Origin of the sequence: Marispirochaeta aestuarii (assembly GCF_002087085.1) — a bacterium.
GTDB classification, from domain to species: domain Bacteria; phylum Spirochaetota; class Spirochaetia; order JC444; family Marispirochaetaceae; genus Marispirochaeta; species Marispirochaeta aestuarii.
Window position 1 is genome coordinate 78,296 of sequence record NZ_MWQY01000007.1, and the last position, 22,787, is coordinate 101,082.

19 protein-coding genes are annotated in these 22,787 nt (G+C 53.6%); 7 read left to right on the forward strand and 12 right to left on the reverse strand.

All coding sequences use genetic code 11. From position 1 onward, the window contains the following. Nucleotides 1–20 precede the first annotated feature (20 nt). The 3 genes from B4O97_RS07475 to tkt all read right to left on the reverse strand — a co-directional run bounded on the left by B4O97_RS07475 (nucleotide 21) and on the right by tkt (nucleotide 6,710). Complete coding sequence (locus tag B4O97_RS07475; protein ID WP_083049690.1) at nucleotides 21–2,009, reverse strand: DNA topoisomerase IV subunit A; 1,989 nt, start codon at nucleotides 2,007–2,009, stop codon at nucleotides 21–23. Further along, a complete protein-coding gene (locus B4O97_RS07480) occupies nucleotides 2,009–3,820 on the reverse strand; it encodes a DNA topoisomerase IV subunit B (protein ID WP_083049691.1) in 1,812 nt (603 codons plus the stop codon). The genes B4O97_RS07475 and B4O97_RS07480 overlap by 1 nt, the downstream gene beginning before the upstream one ends. Before the next feature lie 928 nt (nucleotides 3,821–4,748). After that, nucleotides 4,749–6,710 carry a transketolase gene (tkt, locus tag B4O97_RS07490; protein ID WP_083049695.1) on the reverse strand — a complete coding sequence of 654 codons (1,962 nt, stop codon included), beginning with the start codon at nucleotides 6,708–6,710 and terminating at the stop codon, nucleotides 4,749–4,751. Nucleotides 6,711–6,881: 171 nt separating this feature from the next. Between tkt and trxA the strand changes: the two genes are divergently transcribed. The 3 genes from trxA (at nucleotide 6,882) to gltA (ending at nucleotide 9,846) form a co-directional block, all read left to right on the forward strand. After that, entirely contained in the window at nucleotides 6,882–7,238 is a 357-nt protein-coding gene (trxA, locus tag B4O97_RS07495; RefSeq protein WP_083049697.1) for a thioredoxin, read from the forward strand. A gap of 266 nt (nucleotides 7,239–7,504) precedes the next feature. After that, nucleotides 7,505–8,365: a sulfide/dihydroorotate dehydrogenase-like FAD/NAD-binding protein gene (locus B4O97_RS07500; protein ID WP_083049698.1), complete on the forward strand. Its 861-nt coding sequence runs from the start codon at nucleotides 7,505–7,507 to the stop codon at nucleotides 8,363–8,365. Then, a complete protein-coding gene (gltA, locus tag B4O97_RS07505) occupies nucleotides 8,362–9,846 on the forward strand; it encodes an NADPH-dependent glutamate synthase (protein ID WP_083049700.1) in 1,485 nt (494 codons plus the stop codon). The genes B4O97_RS07500 and gltA overlap by 4 nt, the downstream gene beginning before the upstream one ends. A gap of 85 nt (nucleotides 9,847–9,931) precedes the next feature. Here gltA and B4O97_RS07510 read toward each other — a convergent pair whose 3' ends face one another. From B4O97_RS07510 to B4O97_RS07525, 4 genes are all read right to left on the reverse strand, one after another. Beyond that, nucleotides 9,932–10,156, reverse strand: coding sequence for a type II toxin-antitoxin system HicA family toxin (locus tag B4O97_RS07510; RefSeq protein ID WP_083049701.1), 225 nt, complete (start codon nucleotides 10,154–10,156; stop codon nucleotides 9,932–9,934). Further along, nucleotides 10,157–10,399 (reverse strand): type II toxin-antitoxin system HicB family antitoxin, encoded by a 243-nt coding sequence (locus B4O97_RS07515; RefSeq protein ID WP_083049703.1) that lies wholly within the window; start codon nucleotides 10,397–10,399, stop codon nucleotides 10,157–10,159. It lies immediately after the preceding gene. An 899-nt stretch (nucleotides 10,400–11,298) separates the two neighbouring features. Further along, a complete protein-coding gene (locus B4O97_RS07520; RefSeq protein WP_083049704.1) occupies nucleotides 11,299–11,901 on the reverse strand; it encodes a hypothetical protein in 603 nt (200 codons plus the stop codon). 106 nt (nucleotides 11,902–12,007) lie between these two features. Continuing rightward, nucleotides 12,008–13,162: a hypothetical protein gene (locus B4O97_RS07525; protein ID WP_083049706.1), complete on the reverse strand. Its 1,155-nt coding sequence runs from the start codon at nucleotides 13,160–13,162 to the stop codon at nucleotides 12,008–12,010. 365 nt (nucleotides 13,163–13,527) lie between these two features. Here B4O97_RS07525 and B4O97_RS07530 point away from each other — a divergent pair, with 365 nt between their 5' ends. Beyond that, nucleotides 13,528–14,481, forward strand: coding sequence for a hypothetical protein (locus B4O97_RS07530; RefSeq protein WP_083049708.1), 954 nt, complete (start codon nucleotides 13,528–13,530; stop codon nucleotides 14,479–14,481). A 153-nt stretch (nucleotides 14,482–14,634) separates the two neighbouring features. Here the strand turns inward: B4O97_RS07530 and B4O97_RS07535 are convergent, their stop codons facing one another. The 4 genes from B4O97_RS07535 to B4O97_RS07550 all read right to left on the reverse strand — a co-directional run bounded on the left by B4O97_RS07535 (nucleotide 14,635) and on the right by B4O97_RS07550 (nucleotide 16,757). After that, nucleotides 14,635–14,964, reverse strand: coding sequence for a type II toxin-antitoxin system PemK/MazF family toxin (locus tag B4O97_RS07535; RefSeq protein ID WP_096348853.1), 330 nt, complete (start codon nucleotides 14,962–14,964; stop codon nucleotides 14,635–14,637). Next, a complete protein-coding gene (locus B4O97_RS07540) occupies nucleotides 14,952–15,200 on the reverse strand; it encodes an AbrB/MazE/SpoVT family DNA-binding domain-containing protein (protein WP_083049709.1) in 249 nt (82 codons plus the stop codon). Before B4O97_RS07540 ends, B4O97_RS07535 begins: the two co-directional genes overlap by 13 nt. A gap of 161 nt (nucleotides 15,201–15,361) precedes the next feature. After that, nucleotides 15,362–15,673 carry a hypothetical protein gene (locus tag B4O97_RS07545; protein WP_083049711.1) on the reverse strand — a complete coding sequence of 104 codons (312 nt, stop codon included), beginning with the start codon at nucleotides 15,671–15,673 and terminating at the stop codon, nucleotides 15,362–15,364. Then, entirely contained in the window at nucleotides 15,648–16,757 is a 1,110-nt protein-coding gene (locus B4O97_RS07550; protein ID WP_083049712.1) for a mannose-1-phosphate guanylyltransferase, read from the reverse strand. The genes B4O97_RS07545 and B4O97_RS07550 overlap by 26 nt, the downstream gene beginning before the upstream one ends. Before the next feature lie 154 nt (nucleotides 16,758–16,911). Here B4O97_RS07550 and ilvE point away from each other — a divergent pair, with 154 nt between their 5' ends. Beyond that, entirely contained in the window at nucleotides 16,912–18,003 is a 1,092-nt protein-coding gene (ilvE, locus tag B4O97_RS07555; protein WP_083049714.1) for a branched-chain-amino-acid transaminase, read from the forward strand. Between the two features lie 28 nt (nucleotides 18,004–18,031). Here ilvE and flcA read toward each other — a convergent pair whose 3' ends face one another. Further along, nucleotides 18,032–21,178: a periplasmic flagellar collar protein FlcA gene (gene flcA, locus B4O97_RS19470; RefSeq protein ID WP_158084200.1), complete on the reverse strand. Its 3,147-nt coding sequence runs from the start codon at nucleotides 21,176–21,178 to the stop codon at nucleotides 18,032–18,034. Between the two features lie 111 nt (nucleotides 21,179–21,289). On the opposite strand from flcA, the gene B4O97_RS19475 reads away from it, so the two are divergent. Together B4O97_RS19475 and B4O97_RS07570 are read left to right on the forward strand one after the other, a co-directional pair. After that, nucleotides 21,290–22,039, forward strand: coding sequence for a hypothetical protein (locus B4O97_RS19475; RefSeq protein ID WP_158084201.1), 750 nt, complete (start codon nucleotides 21,290–21,292; stop codon nucleotides 22,037–22,039). 3 nt (nucleotides 22,040–22,042) lie between these two features. Further along, nucleotides 22,043–22,786: a class I SAM-dependent methyltransferase gene (locus B4O97_RS07570; RefSeq protein ID WP_083049718.1), complete on the forward strand. Its 744-nt coding sequence runs from the start codon at nucleotides 22,043–22,045 to the stop codon at nucleotides 22,784–22,786. Nucleotide 22,787: the final 1 nt, after the last annotated feature.

Sequence of the window (22,787 nt, forward strand, 5' to 3'; positions counted from 1 at the left end):
CTCTTTTATTACCTCATTCTTCAGTCTTTACTGCCGGTCCGCTTTTTTGAAGCGGCTTTTTTAGATTGTAGCCCGCTTTTTCCGTTCCCGCCAGTACTCTGACGAACGAATTTGGCGCTCCGGACCTCCTTGGCGGCCAGACGCACACCCCCGGCCTTGACGCCCTTGACGACAAAATCCTCAAGCGGAAAAGTCTCTTCCAGAATCTTCATGCGCGGTTTGGGTTTATAACTGACCTGAACACCCACCTTCTCCTTCTGGGTGGTCAGTTTTATACCCAGGGCATCCTCAGGAATCAGGGTATAGCCCTTGTTCAGAATGTACTGTTCAATCCTGCAGCGTTTGATATAGGCATAGCGGGTGGCCTTATCAACATACAGGACAGTAAAGACCAGCTTGGCAAGGCGTTCCTTTTCCGCAAGAACGCAACACAGCATTCCTTTGTCAACAAAAAGACGCTCGGGAACATCGATTACCGAATAGGAGCCGTTCTTCCGTATAACCAGGACCCTGTCATAGGGGGAAACCTGGAACATTACCTTGCCGGTTTTAATTCCGTACCCCAGGTAGCCGGTATCCGGATCATAACGCAGGTCCAGGTCACGCTGAGCCGCCTCCCGGACATCGACCTTCTCGAAGGATTTTATCGTCGACAGCCTGGGATAGACAGAACCGTGGTCCTCAATAAGCCTGTCCAGGAAGCCCAGGGCATAGCCGGTCAGGTCCTTCAGATTGGCCCGTACCTCCTTGAGCCGGGCATCCAGCTCCTGGAGTTCCCTGCGGGCCTTTTCGATATCATACAGTGAGATACGGCGAATCGGGATTTTCAGGAGACGTTCAACGTCCTCGTCGGTCACCTCCCTGCGAATCTCGTCCTGAAAAGGTTCAAGCCCCGTGTGCACCGCCTTCATGACGCCGCTCTGGGTCTTTTTGTCCTCTATACGCTTGTAGATCCGTTCCTCGATAAAGATTCTCTCCAGGGTCCGGGCATGGATCTTGTCCCTGAGCCGCCCTTCTTCGATCTTCAGTTCCGCCTTCAAGACCTTGATGATGAACCCTGCATGAAACTCTATGATCTTTGAAATCGGTACCAGGACCGGCTTATTGTCTATAATGACCAGGGAATTGACGGAGATGGAGGTTTCACAGTCGGTAAAGGCATAGAGGGCATCCAGTACCTCCTGGGTATGGACCCCACGGGCAAGTTTTATCTCGATCTCTACATTTTCCGCCGTATAATCGCTGATGCTGCCGATCTTGAGCTTGCCTTTCCGGGCGGCATTCTCCACCGAAGCGATCAGGGTATCCGAAGTCGTCCCGAAGGGTAGCTCCCGCACCACGATACGCTTGGGATCCGAGGTGTCCAGCTTGGCCCTGACCAGGACCTTTCCCATTCCGTCCTGATAGTCGGCCACATCTATAATCCCGCCGGTGGGAAAATCGGGATACAGGGTCATTTTCTCCCCCTTAAGGGCAGCTTTGAGAGCCTCCAGGACCTCGACAAAGTTATGGGGGAGGATCCTGGTGGACATACCCACCGCAATCCCTTCGGTCCCCTGAATCAGCACCACCGGAATCTTGGCGGGGAAAATCAGAGGCTCCCTGTTTCGGCCGTCGTAGGAATCGTCGTAATCGGTTATCTCGGGAAAATAGAGGACCTTTTTTGCAAGAGGCAGGAGCCGACACTCGATATATCGGGCCGCAGAGGCCGGATCCCCGGTATAGATGTTCCCGAAGTTCCCCTGTTTCTCGATAAAGAGGTCCTTGTTGGCCAGGACCACGAGGGCGGAGTAGATCGAGGCGTCCCCATGGGGATGGTACTTCATGCAGTGGCCAACGACATTTGCCACCTTGTGGAATTTACCGTCGTCCATCTCGAAAAGGGAGTGGAGAATCCGGCGCTGAACCGGCTTGAAGCCATCCTCGATATTGGGAATAGCCCGGTCCTTGATAACGTAGGAGGCGTACTCCATAAAGTTGCTGTCGAAAAGCTTCTGTACGTAGGCCATTAAATCAGGTTCTCCATTATATAATCCCGGCGCTCGGGGGTATTCTTACCCATAAAGAATCCCAGGGTATTGTTGATGTTTTTCAGGGATTTGATATTGACCTTGACCAGGCGTATATCCGGCCCGATGAACTGCCCGAACTCCTTCGGAGAGATCTCTCCAAGCCCCTTGAAGCGGGTAACCTCGGGGGAACTTATCTGCTGCAGCGCCTCTTCCTTCTCCCTGGGGGAGTAGCAGTAGCGGGTCTCCTTCTTGTTGCGCACCCGGAACAGGGGAGTCTCCAGGATATAGACCCTTTCGGAGACCACAAGCTCCTCAAAGAAGGTCAGAAAAAAGGTCATCAGCAGGTTGCGGATATGAAAACCGTCATGGTCGGCATCGGTGGCTATTACAACCCGGCCGTACCGCAGCCCCTCGATTCCGTTCTCTATTCCCAGGGCCATCATCATGTTGTAGAGCTCTTCGTTTTTATAGATGTCAGCGCGCTTGCGGGAGTACATGTTCTGACACTTGCCACGAAGGGAGAATATGGCCTGGGTATAGGGGTCACGACTGGATACCATGGAGCCTGACGCGGAGGCCCCTTCGGTAATAAAGAGGGTCGACTCATCCCCCTTTTTGTCTCCCAGGTGATACTTGCTGTCCTTGAGGTTGGGGATCTTCAGGGCGATCTTTTTCGCTGCCTCCTTGGCCTCTTTCTTGACCGCATTCAGTTCCTTGCGGAGCTTCTCGTTGGAGACGATCTTCTCTTCCAGTCGCTTGGAGGCGGAATTGTTCTTGTGCAGGAAGTCCACCACCCCGGATTTTACCTCACCGACGATCCATCCGCGGATTTCCGTATTCCCCAGCTTGTTTTTTGTCTGGCTTTCAAAGATGGGATTGGTCAGCTTGACGGCTATGGCTCCGGCGATACCGTCCCGGACATCCACGCCGGAGTAGTTCTTCTTATAGAACTCGTTGACCCCTTTCAGGATCCCCTCCCGGAAGGCGCTCTGATGGGTACCTCCGTCGGAGGTGAACTGCCCGTTGACGAAGGAAAAGTAGGTTTCCCCGTAGTTCTGGGTATGGGTAAAAGCGAACTCGATGCGGTCTCCCTTGAAGTAGGCCTCGTCATAGATTCTGTCCTCCCCCACCTCGGCATTCAGGAGATCCTTGAGACCATTGGCGGAATAGAACTTCTGCCCGTTCAGAACCAGGGTAAGTCCCGAGTTCAGGCAGGCGTAATTCCAGAAGCGCTGCTCAATGTATTCCTGGTTAAAGGCGTATTCCCCAAAAATTTCCGAATCGGGAACAAACTCAACCAGGGTGCCGTTCTTCTCAGTGCTCTTTCCCTCCTTGCTGTCCAGCAGGGAACCCCGGGAGAAGGAAGCCTGAAAATACCTGCCCTCACGAAAACTGGTAACGGTAAAGCTGGAAGAGAGGGCATTGACCGCCTTGGTTCCCACTCCGTTTAATCCTACGGAGAACTGAAACACCTCGTCGTTATATTTTGCCCCCGTATTGATGACGGATACACAGTCTATAACCTTGCCCAGAGGAATACCCCGTCCGTAATCCCGTACAGTGACCGTGTCTTTCTTGAGGGACATCTCGACACGACTGCCATGGCCCATGATGTATTCGTCGATGGCGTTATCCACAACCTCCTTGATGAGGATGTAGATACCGTCGTCCATATTGGAACCGTCTCCCAGCCGCCCGATATACATACCCGTTCTGAGACGTATATGCTCGAGGGAACTGAGGGTTTTTATCTTGCTTTCGTCGTAGACGGCCTGCTTCTTTTCTGTCTGTACTGCCTGTTTTGCCATGTGGGTCCGTAAAACTCGTTGATCTGCTTGAATTTAGACCATAGTATCAGAAAAACACGAGGCTTCAAAGGGGAATTTTACACCCTCAAAAGCAGAGCAGTCACCATGAGCAGATCAGGCCTTTATTCAGGCATCCCGTTTTAAACCTCTGCGTCCTCTGCGCGGCCCCTCCTCAACCATCCAGCTCCACACCGTGATACCGCATCCCCACCACTACCTCTGCGTCCTCCGCGCGGTCCTTACCCCGACCATCCAGCTCCACACCGTGATACCGCATCCCCGCCACTACCTCTGCGTCCTCTGCGCGGCCCCTCCCCCAACCATCCAGCCATCAACGCAATACCGCACTTCCTCTTCCCAGACTCTGCGTCCTCCGCGCGGTTCCTCCACGACCATCCAGCTCCCCACCGTGATACTGCATCCCCGCCACTACCTCTGCGTCCTCTGCGCGGTCCCTCCACGACCATCCAGCTCCCCACCGCAATACCGCTTTCCCGCCACTACCTCTGCGTCCTCTGCGCGGCCCCTCCCCCAACCATCCAGCCATCAACGCAATACCGCACTTCCTCTTCCCAGACTCTGCGTCCTCCGCGCGGTTCCTCCACGACCATCCAGCTCCCCACCGTGATACTGCATCCCCGCCACTGCCTCTGCGTCCTCTGCGCGGTCCCTCCCCGACCATCCAGCTCCCCACCGTGATACCGCATCCCCGCCACTACCTCTGCGTCCTCTGCGCGGTCCTTACCCCGACCATCCAGCCATCAACGCAATACCGCACTTCCTCTTCCCAGACTCTGCGTCCTCCGCGCGGTCCCTCCCAGAGTGCCCCTGATACATCCCACTGAACCCCTCAGCATAAAAAAACCGCAGGCAGGAACTCATACATCCCCGCCCGCGGCCTTATATAAACGCTATTGAACGCTTTACTTTACAGCAGCTTTGCCAGGTTCTCCGGAACAAAGCCGAAATGCTTTTCCACGTCTCCTGCGGGTCCGGACTCACCAAAGGACTTCATACAGAGCACAGAATCCGCGTCGCTGGCAATTCCTTCCCAACCGTTGACAATCCCCGTCTCAGCCACGACGGTCTTTACGCCTTCCGGCAGAATGGACTTACGGAAAGCCGCATCCTGCTTAAGAAAGGTCTCCCGGGAAGGCATGGAAACCACCCGTACCTTTTTGCCGGACATATCCGCAGCTTTCAGTGCCAGATTGACCTCGGAACCCGTTGCAACCAGCACCACGTCGGGCATACCGTCGACCTCTTTGACTATGTAGGCCCCTTTGCGCATGGTTTTCTGCCAGTCCTTGTCCGCCTTCTCGTAAACGCTCAGGTTCTGCCGGGTCAAAGCAAGGGCCACCGGTCCGTCGGTCTTTTCCAGAGCCATCTCCCAGGCAACGTTGGTCTCCTCACCGTCTCCGGGTCGCAGGACGGTCATGCCGGGAATAATCCTCAGGGACTCCAGGTGCTCCACCGGCTGATGAGTAGGCCCGTCCTCGCCCACGTAGATGGAGTCGTGGGTAAACACATAGGTAACCGGCAGCTTCATCAGGTTCGCCAGCCGTACCGGGGGCCGCATGTAGTCGGCAAATACCAGGAAGGTGGCGCAGAAGGTACGCAGACCTCCGTGAAGGGCAATACCGTTGGCAATGCCCCCCATGGCATGTTCCCGGACACCGAAACGCAGGGTTCTGCCGGAGCGGTTCTCCCGGCTGTAATCCCCTTGTCCAAGGCCGGTCTTGTTGGAAGGCTCAAGGTCCGCCGAACCGCCCATAAAATTACCCAGGGCTGCGGCAATCGCCTTCATGGCGGAACCCGATGCACTCCGGGTTGCCGCTGAATCACCCACCTTGTACTCAGGCCACTTGATACCCGAAAGGTCGGGAATCCCGGCCATCCACTGATCCCACTCCTTCTTCAGCTCCGGGTTTGCCTTCGCCCAGGCGTCAAAAACAGCCTGCCATTCATCCTGGGCGGCCTGAAAATCAGCCTTTTTGCCCTTGAAGTATTCAACGGCCTTCGGAGCAATGTAGAATTCAGCATCCTCAGGAATTCCCAGGTTTTTCCGGGTAGCTTTCACCTCATCCGTCCCCAGGGGTGCGCCGTGAACATCATGGCTGCCCGCCTTGTTGGGCGACCCTTTACCGATTACCGACTTCAGGATAATCAGGCTGGGCTTTCCGCCCTCGGCCTTCGCCTTCTCAATCAGCCCGGCCATCCCCGCAAAATCGTACATGTCACCTTCCAGGACCTGCCAGTTGTAGGCCCGGTAGCGATCGGCGACGCTCTCGGTAAAGGTAATGTCGGTATTCCCCTCTATGCTGATCTTGTTGGAGTCGTAAAAAACGATCAGCCTGCCCAGTCCCAGGTGTCCCGCCAGGGAAGCCGCCTCGGAGGTGATCCCCTCCATCATGCAGCCGTCTCCGGACAGGGCGTAGGTGTAATGGTCCACCACTTTGTGTTCAGAGGTATTGAACTTCGCAGCCAGCATGGACTCCGCAATCGCCATTCCCACGGCATTGGAGAATCCAGCTCCCAGGGGACCCGTGGTAGTCTCGACCCCGTCGGTCCAGCCGTACTCCGGGTGTCCCGGGGTTTTCGAACCGAGCTGCCGGAACTTCTTCAGCTCCTCCAGAGGCAGCTTGTAGCCCGACAGATGCAGCAGGCTGTAGAGAAACATCGAGCCGTGGCCCGCGGAAAGAACAAAACGATCCCGGTCAAACCACCCGGAATCAGCGGGATTGTGCTTTAAAACTTCGCCGTACAGCAGTGCCCCGAGCTCCGCGCAGCCCATGGGAAGCCCCGGATGCCCGGAGTTCGCCTTCTGGACACCGTCCATCGACAGGGCGCGTACGCTCAATGCAACGGCCTTCAGGGAATCAATATGCATAAATTTACCTCCGAAATTTTGAATACTCAGCATATATTGTTATACTCTAAATGAACGAAGAGTTGAAGGCCCGTCATAAAATCCCACATATACAGATGTACCGCCAAGGTATTGACTTATTCGTATATAGTGATTATTATATGTTTGTAAGCACAAGCAAGGAGAGTTACAATGCCCGTACAACTTACCAAAGAGACATTCCTCGAAAAGGTTTTTAATTATGAAGAAAACAAAGAATGGAAGTTCGAAGGCGACAAGCCCGCAATAATCGACTTCTACGCCGACTGGTGCGGTCCCTGCAAGATGGTCGCCCCCATCATGGAGGAACTTGCCCAGGAATACGACGGCAAAATCGACGTTTACAAAATCAACACCGACGAGCAGCAGGAGCTGGCAGGGGCTTTCGGCATCCAGAGCATCCCCAGCATCCTCTTTATCCCCGTGGACGAACAGCCCCAGATGGCCGCCGGTGCACTCCCCAAGGAGACCTTCAAAAAGGTCATCAGCGACGTCCTCAAGGTAGAATAGACAGTCTCTATTTTCCGGCGCGTTTCCCGGCTTTCCGGGACTCCGCCGGGTCCCTGCCGCGCCTGCCTCTGCGCACAGAGTCAGGCACGGCCCGGCTCCGGTCGACCACTCAAAAATCGTGGTCGACCGCCCTTTTTCAGGGCGTCCCTCCAATCCGGCGCGTTTGTGTATCCCCAGCCGGCAGGATTCAACTCTTTAATTCTACTTGATTTTATTAAGTATCTATTCAATAATGGAATACCCAAATACGATTTCGAGGAACCCCCATGAAAAAGATACTTGCCAAAGAGCAGCTGTCCGAGGAAGTCTTTCGGATGAAGTTCGAAGCCCCCCACATTGCACGGGAACGCAAGGCTGGTCAGTTCATCATTATTCAGCTCGACTCGGAGTTCGGCGAACGCATTCCCCTTACCATCGCCGATGCAGACCCGGACGAGGGCAGCGTAACCATAATCTTTCAGACCGTTGGACGCACCACCCATCTTCTGGCGGACCTCGAAGTCGGAGATCATATAGCAAACGTACTGGGACCCCTGGGGCACCCCACCCATATCGATAACTTCGGCACCGTCGTCTGCGTGGGCGGCGGTATCGGCGTCGCTCCCATGCATCCCATTGCCCAGGCCCTGAAGGCTGCTGGCAACAGGGTTATCATCATCATGGGTGCCAGAAACAGGGACCTCATCATAATGGAAGATGAGATGAAAAAGATCGCCGATGAGCTGATCATCTGTACCGACGACGGCAGCTACGGCCGCAAGGACCTTGTTACCGTCCCCCTGAAGGAAATCTGCGAACGGGATCCGAAACCCGACATGGCTGTGGCCATCGGTCCTCCCATCATGATGAAATTCTGCGCCGAAACCACCCGGCCCTATGAAGTCCACACCGTAGTCAGCCTGAACACCATCATGGTGGACGGCACCGGAATGTGCGGCGGCTGCCGGGTAACCGTCGGAGGGGAGACCAAGTTCGTCTGCGTCGACGGCCCCGAGTTCGACGGACACAAGGTCGACTTCGACAACATGATGCTCCGACTGGGCTCCTACAAGGAGCAGGAAACCCTGGATCACGAACAGTGTCACCTGGAAATGGAAATCAAGGAACGAGGACTGGACAAGGAATGAGCTATATACCCGCCGACAAACTGCACGAGGAAGCCATAAAAACCGTAAAGGAACTGGAAGGAAAGGAGCTAAAGCCCAAAGACCGGCTCTCCCTGCCACGGCAGGAGATGCCCTCCCAGGACCCGGAAGTCAGGAAAAAGAACATGAACGAGGTGGCCCTGGGCTACTTCGAGGAACAGGTCAAAATCGAGGCTGAACGCTGCCTGCAGTGCAAAACCGCTCCCTGCATCTCCGGATGCCCGGTGCAGATCGACATCCCCGGCTTCATCAAGACCGCCGCCGAAGGTGACTACGAAAAGTCCCTCTCCATAATCAAGCGCACAAGTCTTCTTCCCGCCATCTGCGGCCGGGTCTGCCCCCAGGAGGTCCAGTGTCAGCTGCCCTGTACCGTGGGCAAGTCCTTGAAAGACGTTGACCTGGCCGTTTCCATCGGACGGATCGAACGCTTTGTAGCCGACTGGGCGGACGCCAAGGGAAAAAAGACCGTCCCTCAGGTAAAACCCGAAACAGGTAAAAAGGTCGCCATCATCGGTTCAGGCCCGGCCTCCATTACCGTTGCCGCCGACGTTCGCCGGGAAGGCCACGAGGTCCACATGTTCGAAGCCTTCCACAAACCCGGCGGCGTCATGGTCTATGGCATCCCCGAATTCCGGCTTCCCAAACGCATCGTTGCCGACGAGATCGAAGCCCTCAAGGAGATGGGGGTCAAACTCGAGACCAACTTCCTGGTCGGGCGCACCCGGAAAATCCAGGACCTTATAGACAAGGACGGCTTCGAAGCGGTCTTTATCGGTACCGGTGCCGGACTTCCGAAATTCATGAACATCGAAGGCGAAAACCTTATCGGAGTCTTCTCCGCCAACGAGTATCTTACCAGGGTAAACCTGATGCGGGCCTACGACAAGGAACGCTCCGCAACCCCCATCTACCAGGCTAAAAAGGTCGCCGTTCTCGGCGGAGGAAACGTCGCCATGGACGCTGCCCGGAGCGCCCTTCGCATGGGAGCCGCGGAGGTACATGTTCTTTACCGGCGAACCGAAAAGGAGATGCCCGCCCGGGTGGAAGAGGTCGCCCATGCCAAGGAGGAAGGAATCACCTTTCACTTCCTGCGCAGTCCAAAACGCATCCTGGAGGGAGAAAAGGGCCGGGTACGGGGCCTCGAGGTCCTTAAATACGAGCTGGGAGAACCCGACGATTCAGGAAGGCGCCGACCCGTGGAAGTCAAGAACTCCAACTACGAAATGGAGTTCGACACCGTTATAGTGGCCATCGGAAACAACTCGAACCCCCTCATCGAGAAGACCACCCCGGGACTCGATACAAATAAGTGGGGCAACATCGTGGCTGACGAAAACGGAAAGACCAGCATGGAACGGGTATTCGCCGGCGGCGACATCGTACTGGGAGCAGCCACGGTAATCCTCGCCATGGGAGAAGGCCGTAAAGCCGCCCAGAGCATCAACGAGCTGCTGTCAAAATAAGTACAGTCGATCTTGCCACGAAGACACCGAGGCATACAGAGTTGTTCACAGCCAATTCTGTGTGCCCCGGTGTAAACCGAGCTTTTTATATATTCAAGAAATCATCAGTATCCACACCGGCCTGTTTCAAAATTGCCTTCATGGTACCTTCCGGAATATCCCCTGGGTGATTAGGAATTGTGGTTCGCGCTCTTGTTTGCTTATTCCACCATATCTCGTGGCTTCCACGCGCACCCCTGTCAAATTCAAAGCCGAGTTTTCTGAGTTTCTTTATACATTTTTTATAATTGAATCCAGCAAGCCGACCCATTTATACGCCAACAGGAACATCAAGTTCAAACCTATCTGTAAGTGGTTTTAACGAATGTGGGATTGGGTCCCCATGATCCATATAGGATTCAATAAGTTTTCGGGCGACATCTTGAGCGATTTCCACAGCTTCAGGAATGGTACGCCCCTGTGCTACCAGACCGGGAATGTCATCAGACTGGGCAAGGAACTGCCCATTTTCAACCTTGGAAATCATCAAGTGAATTGAGTAAAGCTTTTCCATACAATCAATATATACCGCTTAATACCTGTTGGCAAATATGTTCGTTTGCTTACCTCCTGACAGGATTTATAGTAACCCTTCCCTCCCTGTCAATCTTTATGACAAAATTCAGAACAAAGATTAACAGCGAACCAAGGATATAGGGATCTTCAACATCATTCATAGAAACATTACCTATTCAGGCAGTAAAACAGTCATACGGCTGGTATTATTCCTCTGCGTACTCCGCGCGATTCCCATCCCTACAATCGCAGCGTTCTGCCGTGTTAGAGAACTCTTTCTCCCCTCCCTCAGCGGACTCTGCGTGGTCCTTCTCCTGACCATCCAGCTTCTCCCATATTTACGCATTGGAAATCCAGAAATGAACGTCGGTCCGGAAGATATGCAGAAAATAGGGGACTATGTTCGCCTACATCTTCCTGAATGGATGCGCGGCTTCAGAAACTATAGGGAATCGATCTCATCGAACATATTGACAGGGAAGAAGAAGAGCTCAAATCCAAGCGGGAACTTATTGAGCAGGGTTTCGTTACAATGGAAAAAAGAATACTGACTCAGCAGTGGATAACGGGCTTAAGGTTTACTCTGATCGATGCACTCATGGGAGTTTTTAATTTCTTTTTATCACAGCATCACAGAAAACGCAGATACTTCGTCCCTCCAGGCAGTAAATCCGCCGAACTTCCGGTGTTTTATCTATACGGCCTCTGCGCGGTTCCTATACCGACTATCGCAGCAGTCCTACCGTGGTGGCGCACTCCTTCTCTCCTGCCTCAGCGTACTCCGCGCGGTCTTTCTCGCTTCCTGGACTTATATGCGTATTCTTAATTCCCCTGTGGCGATATCGTCCTTCCCATCATCCCCATCTTTGTTCCCTATTCCCGTGCAGTTCACTTTCCTCAAATCTTCGTAAACGGAAAGGTGAACTCGTAGATGTCGGGCTTGAAACCATCACCAAAGATAGGCAAAAAGAGGGTCATTTCACCATATTTTGGCATCCTTGCGAGAAAAACGACATATCCACGCTTTAAACCATCTGAAGGTATTTCAATCTTTCTGGGAAAGACATGGCGGTCAATTATCTTGTCCATGCGGTTTCTGTCGGCACTTTTTACATCATCCTGTTTTTCCCAGTACTGCTTTATCTGGAATCCATTCTTAGTATAATAATTTGCCGCACCCATTTTAAGCTCAAGGTCTTTTAGCTCAAACATTGCCCCATGGTCCGATTTATTTTTTATTACCACCTCAAAAACAACGTATTCTCTGGGATCAAATACTCCTGGTTCTATTACGAAGGGACTGGGGATGCGCCCGCTTTGCCGTTCGAGCTCTTCAGCCTCAACTATACGAATCTGAATATTGTAATTGTCACTCTGAATGCTGTGGACTACACGCTCATACCTGACCGGGTCTGCGGTAGTACAACCGCTTATCAAAAAGACAAATAAAATCAAAATAAATAATGGAAACGTAAAAGTTCTTATACGAAAAAGGCTCATGCACAACTCCTATGATAGTCCGGGACAATAGTACCCCGCCACAATGGAATGGTCAATAAAAAAGGCCGCCCGAAGGCGGCCGAAAAAGTTCATTGGTTACAACGACTTAGAAGTCGCATTCAACCTTCATGTACAGACCGCCGTTTACAGGAACGGTTGCACGGCTGTTGTTGGCCAGACCGAACTCAGTCATGGCATAACCAAGGCGGAACTTGGGAGCACCGGGCTTGAACCAGGCAGAAATATCGGTATACAGCAGGTCGCCATCAGCAACTTCGCTATCTTCGTTTACAGCACCAGGTACAGCTGCAACTGCATAGTTCATGTCTACATCAAGTCCGTAAGCATCGGTGTAGAGGCTTGCACCGCCACCGAGTACGCGGAAGGACTCATCGTCGTCACCCATAAAGGAGACAGATACGTCTGCGGTAAGGTCTTCGTCTATGGCATAGTCGAACTGAGCACCGGCACCGAACATCTGTTCCCAGGAACCTGCGTCGCGGTCGCCTTCGCTGTCAGTTGCGAACTCACCGGCAAAGGTCAGCATCATACCGTCGCCCAGGTCGTAAACATAGTTGGCCTGAATGTCGAAGACGGATTTCTTAACTTCGGTAGTACTATTGATCGCACTTCCACCGCCGTTGTCTGCTACGTTGTAGTTAACTTCAACGGCAAGACCCTCTACCAGGGAAGTAGAGTATACGGAAACGTAGAATTCCTGATCGGTGTCTTCGCCGTCATATTCCTTGCCCATGAGGTCCCAGTTGGCGCTTGCATCGACAGCAAACATACCGAAATCAAGGGTAACCTTGGTCATGAGGTCTTTGCTGGTGCTGCCTGCACCTTCAACAAACTGGTTTCCTACGTTAAGCACGTCGGCATATTCCTGGTCGCCGGCATCGAAGTAACCGTTGGTCCACGTAAGGCCGACTCCGGAAAGCGCAAAGTATGCACCCAGGTCAGTGGTAATCTTGACGCTGTCCATGAACAGCTGGTCAAACATCTGTGCACTTGTAACCGTAGTGGTATCGCTTGCAGATTCGGTTGCACCGGGTTCGATCTGGGTAGAGAATGAGTTGTATTCATCAACATCAGCAGCAACCGCCAACTCCATCTCATTAACTTTCGAGTTGTACACATCACCGGTACCATTGTCACCAGCGGCCCAACCGAAATCGGTGTCCCAAGAGAAGCTGAAGTCCGCCGCAAATGCGGTAGAGGCAACAGCCAGAGCTACAAAAAGGACTAGTAACTTCTTCATAATTGTCCTTCCTCCATCGTTTTTAGGGGCACCATGCAACACGGCATAGCGTTGTCCCCTTTTTATTATTTATTGACGTCAGTATAGCAACCGGTATATGGGCTGTCAAGAAAAAATAGAAAATAGGGGCAATAGCGCGGCGTAAAAAAAGTTACATAAATGTTTCAATAATAACTATTTATTTCCCGGCCTTTCTTCCGTTTGTTACCCTTTTTCAGCCGGTAAACTGATTTAACACAAAATTAATTCGGCCGGTGGCTTAATATATTGGACATAAAAAAGATAATGGATTAATAAATTCCGCCTATTTTTCTTTGTCAGGATAATTGCGTAAAAAAGGACCCTGCTATACATTAGTAATTCTGATGACGGACGGCGAACTGGAAAATAAAATAAAAGGAGACTGGTCGCTTTTTTTTTCCGAGGCAAAGGACCTGTACACCATGCAGGACTTTTTCGCCTTCCCCGCAGCCTTTCTTAAGGAACGTCTGGAAGAGCTCCAAAACTGTGTCGATCTCGGGATCGTCGAATACAAACGATCCTTTTTATCCCGGAGCTTCGAGCTTATAGAATCCCTCAAATACGACGCCCGGGGTTTCGATAAAATCGGGCAATGGGCCGATCGGCTTCAGTATGGGCTCTATCTTTCCATGATCCAGCACCTCATGTGCAGGGGATCCATCCGGATCCGCAGGGCTAAACACGAACCGCCTGAGCAGGAGAAAGAGAACGCCAGGGCTTCGGCAACGGACCTTAAAACCGTCATTGCAGATGTGTCGGAACGCCTGAAAAACAAGCCTGAGCTTCAGAAAAATCCCCATATAAAACAGATCCTCATGCAGATCAGCATCTATAAAAAGGAACTCGCCGAAACCAGGCGCCTTGCCGCAAGCATGCCCCGGGAAAAAGCCGCAGGACTGGCGGCCAATTTTAAAAAACGGGTGGAAGAAATTACCCGGAGCGCTTCGGAAAACCACCGGAAGCTCCTGGATGAGCTGGAACCCAAACCCGCAGCCCCGCTAAAGGGCCTTCCGTCCTACGACCTCGCTCCGCTTGCACCCCTCTATCTGTCCCAGGCCAAAGCCTTCTCCACCCTGGCAAGCAGGTTCTCCTTTGTAGAAGAACAGCGTTCCGGTGCCCGGGATGTACTTATTCCCATTTTAGGTCAGCGGGAGACCTGGTTCCGACTCATGGAGCGTGAGGTCAAGGCCTACAACCTGCTCGAACCCTTTGAAGGAGGAGAACGCAGGGCCGCCATGGAGTTCACCCGGGAAATAGTACGTATACTGGACCGGGAAGCAGAAGAAGCGTTCAGGTAAAATTTCCCGAGAAATACCCTTGAACCACAGAGACACCGGGCTCATGGAGATTTCTTCTTAATAGCCAGAAAAAGAAGCGGTAGCCAGACCTCAGCGGCTCCGTGGCTTTCCCCATCATCCCCATCGGTGTTCCCCCTTCTTCTCTTCGATCCCCTAATCAACAAGCATTTCCTGCAGTACGGATTTAATCTTCTCGATCTCCTTTTTCCTGACTATACCAAGCTTCCTTATTAAACGTGACTGGTCCACAGTTCGCAACTGATCAAGTACTACCCAGCCGTTCTTTCCTTGGAAATGCACTGAAACTCTGGTGGGGTAGCTATGAGATTTTGTAGTCATAGGTGCAATAATAACTGTCTTGATCGAGGAATTCATTTCGTTTGGAGAAACAACCAGGCATGGCCTCGTTTTCTGAATTTCATGCCCGATGGTGGGATCAAGATTAACAAGAAAAACCTCATATTGGCGTATTACCATTCCCATTCAAAGGATTCCTGATCAAGTATTTCTGGAAACATCAGAGCATCATCTCCATTCTTATGCATCTCTGTAAAAGCCTCTTCCCAGCCCTCCCGTGGTCTGGTTTTAACAGGTTTGATCAGAATCTCCTTATCCCGGACTTCCAGTTCAACCTTTTCATCAATCTCAAGCTGCTTAAGGATACCCTTGGGGATTCTTATGCCTTTTGAATTACCAATGGGAATTACCGATATTATCATGCCGTCCCTCACTATCTGTAATTATATAGTAATTACTTTCAAAAGGCAATGATTCAATATTCGCATATCTGATAATAAAACTTTTCTTATTCCTCCTGCAGGCATCGGGTGAAATTCTTCCTCACAAAGCTCACAAAGAATGCTGCAGGCTCACAGAATCTTCAAATTCCCAGGCAGAAAACCAGCCAGTTTTTCTCTCCTATTACTCTGCATAATCTACACGATGTATCTATTTCTATTCCGGTTTTCTCAATGATCTTCTTGCCCCTTTGCGATCTATCCTTCCCATCCTCCCCATCTTTGTTCCCTGTTTCCGTTTCTCCCTCCTCTTCCTCTGCGTACTCTGCGCGGTTCCTACCCCGACTGTCACTGCGTTCCGCCGTAATAACGCTGCCCCTTTCTACTCCCTCAATGTTCTCCGCAACTCCGTGGCAACCTCTTCTCTTCTCACCGCCACTCTTCCGGCAGCTCATTCAGCGCATCCTTTACCCCCTGACTGTCTCCCTTACGGCAGACAAGGGCCCGGCCGTTGCGTATTACCACAATCAGGTCCCGAACCCCCACAAGGGATACAGGAAGATCGGACAGCACAAAACAGCCTTCAGAAGAGACCTCCCCCCGGGCGGGAACGCTTTCAGGGAATACCCGGGAATATTCATCCCAGCTGCCGATGTCGTTCCAGCTGAAGGAGGCCGGGAGCACCGCGGCGCGGTCTGTCTTTTCCATTACCGCGTAGTCTATGGAGATGGAAGGAGCGCTTGTGTAGATTCTCGCGACCTCCGGAGAATCGAGGATGACGGAAACCCCTGAGGCGGACGTTTTCACAGAGACGGAGAGAAGACTCGTATACAGACGATGCACTTCCGGGGCATGCTGTTCAAGTTCCGCTACAAATGCCCCAAGGCTGAAAAGGAACATACCGGAGTTCCAGGTAAAATTCCCGGCCTCAAGAAACTGCTGCGCTGTGGCGGAATCCGGTTTTTCCCGGAAGCGACGGACTTTCCGTATTTTCTGCCTTTTCCCCATCTCTCCGGAGATCGGTTCACCCGCTTCTATATAACCGTATCCCGTTTCAGGCCGTGTGGGGGCTATGCCGAAGGTGACGATACTCCCCGCGGAGGCTGCATCTGCTGCAGAAGCAATATCCGAAGCAAATCGTTCCACCGGCTCAATCAAATGGTCAGCCGGAAGCACCAGGACAGCCTCGTTTTCACCGCCAAGCTGCTCCAGAGCTGCAGCACCTGCGGCTATGGCCGGTGCTGTGTTTCTGGCCGCCGGTTCCGGCAGCACAATGAGCTCCGGAAGCCCCCCCTGTTCCTCTCCTGCCCAGGTTGCCAGCTCCTCCGCAGCCTGTTCCGCCTGGGACGCCAGGGTGACGATCATGATCCGTTCGGGACGAAGGGCGGCAGCCCGTTGCAGGGTAAGGTTCAAAAGACTCCTGCCATCCCGGACGGCCATGTACTGCTTCGGAACTTCCTTCGTGGATGCAGGCCAGAGCCTCGTACCGGAACCTCCGGCAAGGATCATTACATTCGGAACGATGCTTTCCTTTTTCATAACGGATTTATAGTAGCCCAGAGCAGTTCCCTCCGCAAGAGAGGTAAATTTCTCTTAAGTTACTTAAGTTTTTGTTAAGTCCCCTCGTTGACCATCTCCCTTTACAGGTTTATTATGATCGGTGCAATCAACACATTTTCGGGAGGTGCCGCAAATGGCCGCCAAGGGATTTACCCTCTCCATATACCCATGGGTCTATGTCGCTCAATCAGAGAACTCCGGCTGGAAGGAGGAGTTTCAGGAAAAACCTCACAAAACTCCTGCACAGGAGGCGGCCATGGGCGAAGCGGAGCTCAATGAGCTGCTTGCACGGCGCAACTCCTTTGCCGATCTCCCGCTGGTCAACTATACAACCCAGTACGGTATGGGCTGTTTCGAGGGACTCAAGGCCTTTCCCCAGAAGGACGGCAGTCTCAAGCTCTTCCGGCCCGACCGGAACGCCAGACGCTTCCGCAGCTCCATGGAGGGGCTCAAGATGCCCAGCTACCCGGAGGAGACCTTTGTAAAGGCGGTCCGCGAGACGGTCCGGCGCAACAGGGATATCGGTTTTGCCCCGGATTATGATCCCGCCTGGGAGGCCGGGGATTTTGCCGAAGGTCATGCGGTATACGTACGCCCCTTCAGCTACTCGGAACCCGCCATCGGTCTTGGCCTGAGCGTCAGCCCCTGGGTTGTAATAATCACCACACCCGTGGGTGCCTACTTCCGCCCCGGCAACAGCAAGGCGGTAACCACCGACAAGGTACGGGCCTTTCCCGGGGGTACGGGCTGGATAAAATGTGATGCCAACTACGTGGTGCCGATTCTTGCAAAGAAAGAGGCGGAAGCCCAGGGCTACATGGAAGCCATATTCCTGGACGCTGAACACAAGGAGTACGTTGAAGAGGGCTCTTCCTGCAATATCTTCTTCGTACTAAAGAACGGAACCCTGGTTACCCCCGACCTGAGCGATACAATCCTGCCGGGCATTACCCGGGCAAGCGTCATTCAGCTGGCGAAGGACCTGGGAGTCAACGTGGAAGAACGGAGAATCTCCATCCACGAGGTCATGGATTCAGCCGTCGAGGCCTTCGTAACCGGTACGGCCGCCGGAATCAGCTACTTCGAATCCATCACCCACAAGGGACAGACCAAAGTATTCAACGGCGGAAAGATCGGCGATACCACCCGGGAACTCCAGGTGGACCTCAAGGGGATTCAGTACGGATCCCGGGAAGACCGCCACGGCTGGATGGTCCAGGTTTAGCCTGGACTTCAGGGCATAAGAAGAGCCTTCAGCGCATAGAAAGAGTCTCAAGGTCCAGAGGTATATCCCGATAGATCTGCAGATCGTAGTTCTCCACAGGGTAGAGCATGGCCCGCTGGTTCAGGTAGCCCAGATTGACGGCGCTGCCCCGCTCCATGGTCTCCTGGTCCCGCCCCAGAAGATCGAACATCTCCATGGAGTCGGTAAAGTGGACCAGTGCCCGGGAGAACTTCTCCCTGTCTCCGGTGGCCAGGGAGAGACGCTGCAGGGTGACCCCGAGATTATTATTGACCCGAATAAGGCGTTCAATCAGGGCCCGGTCCTCCTCCCGTTCATCGGGCAGCAGGACGCTCAGTTCCCGGCGCTGCTGTTCCAGCCTGTCCAGAAGATGGGTGTAATAGCCCTGGGCGGCGAAAAAATCGGATCGCATAAAGAGGGCGTTTCCGGTGGCAAAGAGCAGGTTTTCATTCAGCGAGAACAGGTCAGCCGCCAGATGAAACTCCGCAAGGGAATCCCGATAATCTTCCCGGTTATAGTGAATATACCCCTTCTTGTAATGCATCTCCGGACTCTTGTATCCGTTCTCCTGGGCGGCGCTGAACATATCGAAGGCTGAATCGAACTCCGCGGCTATGTAGTAGTACAGGTTGCCCAGGTTGCGATAGATTCGGCCGAACATGCTCTCGGGCTCCAGGATTCTCCGTTCCAGGGCATCCTCGTACTGGTCTCTGGCCTTCAGGAAGTACTCCTCCGCCGTCAGATACTGCCCGTCCTCGTAATCCGCCTCACCCTGACGGTCATAGGTATCCGTCAGCAGTTTCAGCCTGGTTTTACCCAGCGGCCGGACCTCTTCGAAGTAGTACTCCGCAAAATCCAGGGCCTTACGTTCCTCCACCGGCTCTTCCACCCGCCGGAAATAGCGGGCCAGGTGATAATGTGTCTCCGGCAGGGTTCTGTCCGCATCCATGGCACGCTGAAGAATCGGACGCACATCTCCGATATCATTCTTGTCCAGGAGGTATCCCCCCAGCTCCGCATAGGCATCGGGCTCCACTTCCAGACGGGAATTCGCCTGAAACTGCTCCTTGAGCCGGGTTACTTCAGTATAATTATCGGTGCGAATAAAATAGCGGAGCATGCGAAACAGCAGCTCGTACTTGGCCCCGTACTGCTGAATCAGTGTTGCGTAGGAGCGTCGGGCCTCCTCGTAGCGCTCGTAATCGTACTCTCCCCAGTCAAGATAGTTGTCCCCCGCGGCAAGCAGCGCTTCGTAGTCATACTTGTCCTGATTCAGAAGGACCGCCAGCAGCTTTTCAGCGTGCTCGAAGTTCTCAAGCTTGTCGGACTCCATATGGGCGTAATCGAGCAGGGCCTGGCGCTCCTTTCCGCGGATCCGCTTGATATCCGGCAGTTTTACAATCTGCCCTCCGGCCTCGTCTCCGAAACTGATATGACCCCTGAGGAGCTCTTCGTATTTATCCGCCGCCAGGCTGTACTGACGTTTATCCTGAAAACCTTCTGCGAAACGAAAATACTGATTTTTATAGCGCCACTCCTCCACGGCGTCGTCAAAAAAGAGGTTGGCCTCCCGGTAGGAGTCCTCTTCCAGGTGGCGATACCCGGCGTTGTAGAGAACAATGGCGTGAATCGGCCGGTAAACGAAGGTAAATCCCAGAAAAGCGATCATTCCCAGGAGCAGGGCACCCCCGGCAACCAGGCGGAGAATCGGCAGGATGTTCTGCCGGAAGGCATAGGCGAAGGTCCCCTTCTCCTCTTCGAACTCGGCGCCGCTCCGTTTTTCGTAACGGCTGGGAATACGGATCTTCTTTCCGGTTATGGAGCCTACTATTGCAGCAAGCTCTTTTGAGCTTTTCCCCTCCACCAGGGCCCGAACAAGCTTCTGCAGATGGGGGCCGCTCAGGTTCTGCTCCCCGATAAGCTCTTCGATTGCAATCTTCAGGTTGAGGGGCTGCTGATTGAGGGTCTCCTGCAGGCGCTGGAACTCATCTTCATCCAGATCGAGTTCCTCGTCTCCCGAGGGGAGTTCTTCACTCACCGCCAGTGCGGGATTCAGCTCCTCCTCGGTCAGGGTATCCAGGGGCTCCTCGATCTCGCCGAACTGCTCCCCCAGATCGCCCAGGCTGAACTCGTCTACCTCGAAATTGGCCTCGTCTATGTCTTCAATGTCTCCGGCGGTGGGAATCTCAAAGTCATCGCTGACAGCTTCGCCAGATCGCGCTGCGGGAGGAGCTTCGGGGGCTTCCGCCTCTTCGAAGGGAAAGCCCTCGGGCATGGAGAAATCCATCTCCCCGATATCATCGTCATCGAAGGAGAGCTCCTCCTCTTCGGGAATCTCCTCGGCCGTATCGGGAGGGCTGAAATCCTCAGCTTCAGCCGCCGGTTCCTCATCCTCCATGGAGAGGATATCCGCGGCCTCGGCAAACTCCTCAGGAATCTCGAACTCTTCGACCCCCTCAGGCTCCTCCTCCGGCGTCTCCTGTTCCTCCGGAAAAAATGCCTCTTCCTCCGGCAGGCTGAAATCTTCTTCCGAAAGGTCCAGGGACTCTTCAGCCAGCTCTTCCGCTTCCTCGGTTCCAGCCTCTTCCCCGGTAAAATCCATCCCCTCCGGAGAAAAGAGATCCTCCGACAGCTCATCGGGCAGGGAAAATCCCTCATCAAAGCTTTCCTCCCCCTCCGGGGATGGAGCTATATCGTCAGGAAGCGCAAAGCCTTCATCAGATGCTTCTTCCCCCGGCTCCTCCCCGGCGAGATCAAACTCGTCAGGCAGGGAGAACTCATCCTCTCCGGCGGAGGACTCTTCGCCGGTCTCCTCCTCAAAATCCAGTCCGGAGAGCAGGTCTTCGGGAATGGAAAAGTCATCTTCCTCTCCGGTATCCACCGGAGGCATCTGGTCTTCCCCGGTATCGATACCGAAGATATCCTCATCCTCGTCAGGGAGCTCCGGAGCAGTTTCCTCTTCGATTCCCCCGAAGGGCTCCTCTTCGGTTTCACTCTCCCCGGAAAGGTTGAGCAGGGCATCCAGGTCTTCGTCCAGTTCCGCCTCGGGGGCGGAAATATCCTCGAGACGTTCCCCGCGCTCGGCCAGAATGGAGGGTTCATGTCCGAGGGAGTTGAGTTCCGCTTTAAACTGTTCTATCTCTTCAAGCCTGGGCACAGATATTCCTTTCGATCTCTCCGATTTTCGGCAAATTATCCACTCTGTTCAAGTAAAGAATTTCCCCCATTGTATCCCAGATTAAGAGAATCCGCTATCAGGCCGAAAATCATGATGATGAACAGAGCAATCTCCCCATGGATACTCCTCGTCCTCTTCTGTGCCCTGAGCCCCCTGAACGCTCAAAACGGCTATGATCCCAACCTCGACGCGTATCTTCATTCACTGTCCGGAGCCGAGGCCCCGGGGGTCATATCGGAACACCTGGTATTGACCTATTCGTCCCGGAACCCGGTCCGCTATGTAGCCGCGGCCTTTGAACATGAAGATTTTACCAGGATGCATATCTACGAAAAAAACCAGAACGGTGTCTTTGTATTCGCCTATCCTCTCCAGTCCCTGCCCCGGGACCGGCAGGAGTTGAAATACAGGATTATCGTGGATGGTCTGTGGATGCGGGATCCGAGCAACCCAAAGCAGGTACCCGACAGCAGGGGCATTCCCATTTCCGTGAGCCCCGTTCCCCAGCGCCCGCCCCGCCGGGGTGAGACACCGGTATTTCATTCCGACGGTACGGTGGAATTCGTCTATCTGGGAAGCCCCGGACAGAAGGTCCGCCTGGCAGGGGATTTTAACCACTGGAGTCCTTTCAGCCATTCCCTGAAGGAGAGTTCACCGGGAGAATACAGGCTCAGGCTGAGGCTGTATAAGGGTTACCACCGCTATGTCTTCTACGTCAACGGGTCCCGGGCAACGGATATACGGAACCCCCGGATCGCCTACGACGTGCTGGGGAATCAGGTTTCCGCTGTGCGGGTCCCGAAATCCGACTCCCTTGACGCCAGTCTGGCGGAGAATTAACGAATGGACTTTTACACATCCCTGTCGGAGTATTATGACCTTCTCTTTCCTCCATCCCGGGAACAGAAGGAGTGGGCTCTGGACTGTGCCGGTACGGGACCGGTGCTGGACGCCGGCTGCGGTACGGGGGAACTGCTGCTGCATATTGTCCGCAAAGGCATTCCCGGATCAGGCTTCGACGCCGATGACGAGATGGTCCGAAAGGCGAAGGAGAAAGCCGCTGGAACAGAGGGCGTCGTCGACTTCCGAAAAGCCGGTCTAAGGGAAGCCGCCGAACTGTATACGCCCAGCTCCTTCAGTGCCCTGCTCTGCATGGGGAACACCATCGCCCATGTGCAGGACCCACAGGAGCTGAACAGGGTAATCTCCGGCTTCGCATCTTTACTGGCAGAGGGGGGCAGACTTGCGATACAGCTCCTCAATTACGACCGCATCCTCGCTGAGAGGCCGGAGGAACTGCCTCCCCTGAGAACGGAAACGGATGATCTGAAGCTCAGCTTTTTCCGGCGTTACCGCTACGAAAGGGAACATATTCTTTTTACAGGTACCCTGCGGGTGGAATTCAACCGGAACCCCGCAAAGAGCCTTGAAAAAAGCTTTGAAACTTCTCTTCTCCCTGTCGGCCGGGAAACTGTAACGGCGGCCTTTTTAAAAGCCGGATTGAAGAATATAAGCGTCTGGGAGGATTACGGCTCAACGCCGGCCTCGGAAGAATCGGCTGTCTACCTGTTTACCGGAAAACGATAAT